This is a genomic window from Halovenus aranensis (assembly GCF_900100385.1).
GTDB lineage: Archaea > Halobacteriota > Halobacteria > Halobacteriales > Haloarculaceae > Halovenus > Halovenus aranensis.
Window position 1 is genome coordinate 183,530 of the sequence record NZ_FNFC01000007.1, and the last position, 6,000, is coordinate 189,529.

Below are 6,000 nucleotides of genomic sequence, written 5' to 3' on the forward strand. Positions count from 1 at the left end.
GGCCCTCTATGATATCTTTCACAGCTTTTATACTTGTTTTGAGGGTAATACTATGCAATGGACGCTGGCTGGCGGTATCGGATTTCGAGCTTTATTGGGGCGGCTCTGTTGACTGTCGCAGCTGTTGTGGGAACGAATCTCCGTGTTGTTCACGAGACGTTCGCTCAGGTTCCGTTTTTCGGGAACCCTGCGCCAGAGGTGCTACCAGCCAGTGAGTTGCGGTTTGCTGTTGTGACGACGCTTGTCGTTGTTCTCGCGACAATGTGGCCGTTGTTCAAGCCACGACCACGCCGGATACTGGATACGATCTTATCAACCCAGAAGCGGGTTTTTATGGCAATGGTCGGCCTGGCTGCGATTGGCTACTTCAAATACTCCTACCGGTTACCGCGGACGACGCTCATGTTAACGACTGCTGTCCTCTTTATCGTGCTGCCGTTGTTTATGACGACGGTTCGGCGTCGTCCACAGTCCAGTTCCCGGGCAGTAATTGTTGGTGACGACCCTGAGGCGATGGAATCACTGCTGTCGGCGTCGACGTTGCCAGTCATAGGGTATGTATCCCCACCGTCCGCGTACGCGCCGGACGGAATTGAGCCCGAACTGGTGAGCGTGACCGACGGCGGAACCTCCGCTGAGCGGTTGGACGAACTGCCCTGTCTCGGTGGGTTGGCACGGTTGGACGAAGTGTTGGTTGAGCAGGATGTGGATACGGTGTTGTTAGCGTTTGCGGCAACAGATCGTGAGGAGTTTTTCGGGACACTGGAGACGTGTTACGAGCATGGGGTGGCTGCGCTGGTACATCAGGACCACGCCGATCACGTGTTGACTGTCGAAGACACGGGGGCGTCGCTTCTGTCCGTGGATCTTGAACCATGGGATTGGCAGACACACGTGGCGAAGCGACTGTTCGATATCGCATTTGCGGGGACGGCGTTGTTCGTGCTGTCGCCAGTAATTTTGCTTATTTCTGTGGCGATCAAGCTGGATGATGGGGGGCCGATTCTGTACAGTCACGAGCGGACAGCGGCGTTTGGTGATACATTCACTGTCTCGAAGTTCCGGAGTATGATTCCGGATGCGGAATCAGAGAGTGGTGCGAAACTGAGCGAGGAAGACAAAGGCGGCGTCGATCCACGTGTAACGCGGGTCGGTCGTGTGCTGCGGAAAACGCATCTCGACGAGATTCCACAGCTCTGGTCGATTCTCGTCGGCGATATGAGTGTCGTCGGACCGCGGCCCGAGCGTCCGCAGCTCGATACCGATATTGAGCAGGGTGTCGGCAACTGGCGGCGTCGCTGGTTCGTCCGGCCTGGGTTGACTGGCCTCGCACAAATCAATGACGCGACGGGAGCTGAGCCCGAAGAGAAGCTCCGGTTCGATCTCTTGTATATTCGCAAGCAGTCCTTCTGGTTCGATCTGAAGATTGTCATCCGGCAGCTGTGGATGGTCGGCACGGATGCAGTGAATGTCGTTCTCGGAAGTGAGTCGGTGAAAGGGACAAAACAGAACGAGTCACAAAGATCGACTGATATCGGTTCATCACCGGAGCCGAACGAACAAGCGGTTGAGTCAACAGAAACCGAGTCTGATCACGAGAAGTCGCCGATTCAAGACTGATTTTCGAACCAATCTATTGTTCGTTTCAGACCATCACGGAGCGACACCGTCGGTTCGTAATTGAAGTCGCGTTGGGCACGAGAGCTGTCTGCTTGTGACTGTTCAATGTCTCCATCGCGCGGTTCGGTATGGACGATATCGGCATCAGAGTCCGTCAGATCCTGAATCAGTTCGGCGAGTTCACGGATCGTAATCGATTCGCCAGTCCCGATATTGCACGCTTGGCCGGTGTTCTCTGTTGTCGCTGCGGACTGGTTCGCGTGGACGACATCCTCAACAAAGACGAAATCACGGGTCTGTGAGCCATCGCCGTGGACGGTAATGGAGTCGTCATTCAGCGCTGGCTCAATGAAGACGGAAATAACGCCAGCGTACTCACCGGTCTTCCAGGCCCATAGACGTTGAAATAGCGGAGTACGACCGTTTCGAGGCCGTACAGGTCTGCGTACAGTCGCATATACTCGTCAGCTGCGAGTTTGTCTATCCCGTACGGTGACGTGGGTTCCTTTCAATGAGCCTCGTCGATTGGCGTCTCCATGGGGTGGCCGTAGATTGCGGCACTCGACGCAAAGACGACGCGAGTATCGTGTTCTCTGGCGGCTTCCAAGATGTTTAGTGTTCCTGTCGTGTTCGTCGTATGACTTCGAATCGGGTCACGGACCGAGGCGCCGACGCTGACGAGTGCCGCCTCATAAAAAACCACGTCAGTATCGGCAACTGCCTGAGCAACTGTTCTCATCACGAATATCGCCTTCGATGTAGATTGTGTCGTTGAGTGATTGCCAACCGGGATCGCTATCGAGAATCCGAACAGAACTCGACGCCTGTAGACTGTCGACAAGGTGTCCGCTAATAAAGCCTGCTCCACCAGTAACGGGTGCGTGCATCGCTCAATATGTCCGGTGCCTGAGTTATAAACATCCGGATTGAGACTCAGGTTCTACCTAAACTTGTTGTACAAACAAATATACCACTAAGGATGACTTTGAGAGCTGTTGTTTGCGGTTTGGGACGCTCAAAAACCGGCATACTCTTGAGGTTTCTTGAGAAAAGAAACATAGAATGCGGATCCTCCGTGTTGCCCAGAAAGTCTATCCTGACACGAAAGGCGGCGGTGCATATCATGCTCATGCAATGAGTCGAGATCAAGCCGAGATGGGTCACGATGTTACTGTCTTGACTGTCCGGCAGGATCCATATCTGCCACATATTGAGGAACGTGACGGGTACACAGTCGTGCGGTTTGAGCCAACAGTGAATCTTCTCGGTAACGACATCAGTTCGGGGGTGGCTCAGTATCTCGCTCAAGATGGCGACTTTGACGTGATGCACGCGCACTCGCACCTATACTTCTCAACGAATCTTGCAGCGCTGAAGCGGTGGCTCGGTGACGTTCCGTTGGCGATTACGAATCATGGCCTGTACTCTCAGACTGCGCCGGAGTGGGTATTCGATTTGTATCTAAAGACAGTGGGGCGATGGACGTTTAATCAGGCTGATGTGGTGTTCTGCTACACTACCGAGGATCGCGAACGAGTGCGGGAGTTCGGAGTTGATTCACGGATTGAGGTCGTTCACAATGGGATCGATACTGAACGGTTCTGTCCGGACGGCCCTGAGAGCGACCGGATCGATCACGACGGTCCAGTGGTGGTGTTTGTCGGCCGACTAGTTGAAGGCAAGCGGCCTAAAGATGCTGTGGCAGCGGTGTCACGACTGGCTGAGACACGGAACGTGAAGTTGTACGTGGCTGGCGAAGGACCACTACGGTCCGAGATGGATGAGGAACATGTTAATTTTCTTGGACACATTCCCTACGAGGAGATGCCGGCGGTGTATCGGGCTGCGGATGCGTTAGTGCTATCGAGTCGTGCTGAAGGATTGCCCCGAACGGTTTTAGAAGCGATGGCGTCAGGTGTCGGAGTCGTAGTGAGTGATTTAGAACAGGTCGCACCCGTGGTTGATGGTGGCGGCGTGACTGTACCCGTTGGGGATATTGCAGGGTTTGTTGAGGGATTGGAAACAGTGCTAGACGGTAGCATGGAAGATCCGAGGGCACAGATCGAGGGACAATTTGACTGGACGGAAAGTGTCGAACGGACAACCCAGCTGCTCGAAGACTTGTAGGGACGGTGGATATTGTCGCAACGATCGGAGGATCGTTGGGGCTGTTCGTGTGACCCGTGATGTCAATCGTCGCTGTGGTAACGACGCCAGAAAGAAATCATAGTTCCTGAAATTGTGATCTTCGAGATCGTAGTTTTATTCGAACAGTTCTGCCAGCGCACCCTCCTGAATCTCGTCGACCGACGGTTCTACAGAGAAAGCAGGCAGAGTGCCTCGGGGTCGTCCGGAACTCTCCGAGTTCCGTGATCACGAGAATCGGAGATTCTCGAACCACTTGACCCCGGAGCAGTTCACGATGTCGAATAGGGGGATTTAGAACGGAGTAGCGCGGAACCACTCCTGCTCATAGCCCGAGGCACGAAGCACCTCGCAGGTGAGCACTATAATATGCCTTGCGGCGTTGAACGCAATACAGCGGCAGAATCAAATTTATGATATTCAATTTTCCACTGGTAACAGCCCTCTAACGGAAGATACTGAGATCAGACGATTCGATTGGAGCTGTTTTGCGCAGTGATCAAAACATCAGTTTCACAAGATACTGGACAAAGTATGAGATGGACGATGGCGATGCCTCTCCCGAATACGTCCGAAGAAGGAGAGCAGGCGGCGAGCCCTAACTCGCCGCCTGCGTCAGGTTATGTACGATGCACTTCCGTGTGAGCTCCCGGAACTGGCCATGCCAGCTCCGGGAGCGAATCTCGTCGCCGTCGTCCTTCAGCATCGCAAACACGGTCTCACTCATTGACCGCTGATTGTAGACTTCGTCATCGATTCTGGCGTTATGTGCCTTCTTGAGCGCGTTTTGTTCACAGCGCTTGATCACTGGTCGCGTCGATGCGTCACGACAGGCTTCACGGAGATCGCTCCAGGAGTACATCTTGTCGGCCAACAATGCCTGCAGGTCTTCGGCGTTGCGCCGGAAGACCTGCAGCCCAATATAGCCGTCATAGGCTTTCTTCGTCGTGAAATGAGCGTCCATGATGGCAAGTGAGTCCGTATCAACAAGCAGCGTCGTCTTCATCGCATTGAACGAGTAGCCAACACGATTTCGGTAATGTGAACTGGCCTGATCTCGCTGGAAGCCGCTTGCGTCGATTGACGCTGTTCCCGAGAGCCCCGCCTGCTCCGCTGATCGGCGGAGCAGGCGGCGCAACTCCTGCATAGGAAATTCATCGTCCCACACGCTGAAAGACGAGTGATCAGGAGATTTCTCAAGATCAAATAGATCGAGGATTCCAGGCATCTCGTTCAGATAGTCCTCAAACTGCCGCAGCGGCTTGTTGACTTCCTCTTTGAATAGAAGGAGCGCGATTTTCGTTGATTTGGCGTACCCGTCCGCGCCATCCGGCGCGACGGGTTCGTCTGGTTCCTCTACGTGATTCGTGGCAAAGTCTCGAAACGTCCGTGCAAGGGTCCTGAGTCGCCCCATATCGCCAGACGGCGTCCAAATTCCCTGAAATCAACGATATAACCCGCAGATGGCGTCGTCATTCAACGGAGCAATATGCCTTGCGAGGGAAGCAAAGATTCCTGCCTCGGTCGCGCTGTGGTGAGTTCAGCCTGGATGGTCAACCACTGGGCCGGTGATCAAGGACGTGATCACGAACTGGTCGTTAATTCTGCTCGCGCAAGTACGGGAGACAAGCATTCATGTCAGAAACACGCTCTTGGCGTTGACGCCGAAGACCTCGTCCCAGTCCTCGACGGTGAGGTCCTCGAAGGAGGCGGACGGGAAGATGCCGGCGTTGGCACACAGGATATCGATCTGTCCGTGGTCCTCGGCGACGATCTCGGCCAGCGCCGCCGTCTCGGCGGGATCGGTCACGTCGACCTTGACGGCCATCGCCTCGCCCGGCAGGTCGGCAGCCGTCTGTTCGGCTGCGTCTCCGTCCACGTCTGCGATGACGACCGTCGCACCCTTCTCGGAGAGGACGGACGCGATCCCCTCGCCGATGCCGCTCGCGCCACCGGTGACGATCGCGATGCGGTCGCGTACGCCCATGGGTCCACTGTGGTGTACTACTGGAGATGTCTTAATTTTGTGCCGTGTTGAATAGATGCTGAATCATGGTCAGAGTGGCTCACAGAGCGGTTCTATGTTGGAGATGGCGAACATGAGGACAATTTCACGGAACTGTCGATACCAGCCGAGCGCTCGCACGGCATCGCCGAGCGAGCGCTTCGTTGTCGAATACGACGTTTCGGCCATCCAGCGCTGAGAGTAGCCTTTTGCCCGGATGAGCGCGTTAT

The 6,000-nt window shown here is 54.9% G+C and carries 4 protein-coding genes and 2 pseudogenes; 2 read left to right on the top strand and 4 right to left on the bottom strand.

Annotation, left to right across the window (positions count from 1 at the left end; genetic code table 11):
- The first annotated feature begins 57 nt into the window (after nt 1-57).
- On the top strand, nt 58-1,620 hold the full coding sequence (locus BLR34_RS09025; RefSeq protein WP_092702174.1) for a sugar transferase: 1,563 nt from the start codon (nt 58-60) through the stop codon (nt 1,618-1,620).
- Here the strand turns inward: BLR34_RS09025 and BLR34_RS09030 are convergent.
- Nucleotides 1,611-2,507: pseudogene (locus BLR34_RS09030) on the bottom strand (NAD-dependent epimerase/dehydratase family protein). The gene BLR34_RS09025 and the pseudogene BLR34_RS09030 overlap by 10 nt on opposite strands.
- Nucleotides 2,508-2,682: 175 nt before the next feature.
- On the opposite strand from BLR34_RS09030, the gene BLR34_RS09035 reads away from it, so the two are divergent.
- On the top strand, nt 2,683-3,747 hold the full coding sequence (locus BLR34_RS09035; protein ID WP_092702176.1) for a glycosyltransferase family 4 protein: 1,065 nt from the start codon (nt 2,683-2,685) through the stop codon (nt 3,745-3,747).
- A gap of 616 nt (nt 3,748-4,363) precedes the next feature.
- Here BLR34_RS09035 and BLR34_RS09040 read toward each other — a convergent pair.
- From BLR34_RS09040 to BLR34_RS09050, 3 genes and pseudogenes are all read right to left on the bottom strand, one after another.
- Nucleotides 4,364-5,179 (bottom strand): IS5 family transposase, encoded by an 816-nt coding sequence (locus BLR34_RS09040; RefSeq protein WP_092702178.1) that lies wholly within the window; start codon nt 5,177-5,179, stop codon nt 4,364-4,366.
- A gap of 219 nt (nt 5,180-5,398) precedes the next feature.
- On the bottom strand, nt 5,399-5,752 hold the full coding sequence (locus tag BLR34_RS09045) for an SDR family NAD(P)-dependent oxidoreductase (RefSeq protein ID WP_092702180.1): 354 nt from the start codon (nt 5,750-5,752) through the stop codon (nt 5,399-5,401).
- Nucleotides 5,753-5,821: 69 nt separating this feature from the next.
- A pseudogene (locus BLR34_RS09050) lies at nt 5,822-6,000 on the bottom strand (IS5/IS1182 family transposase); the annotation flags it as partial.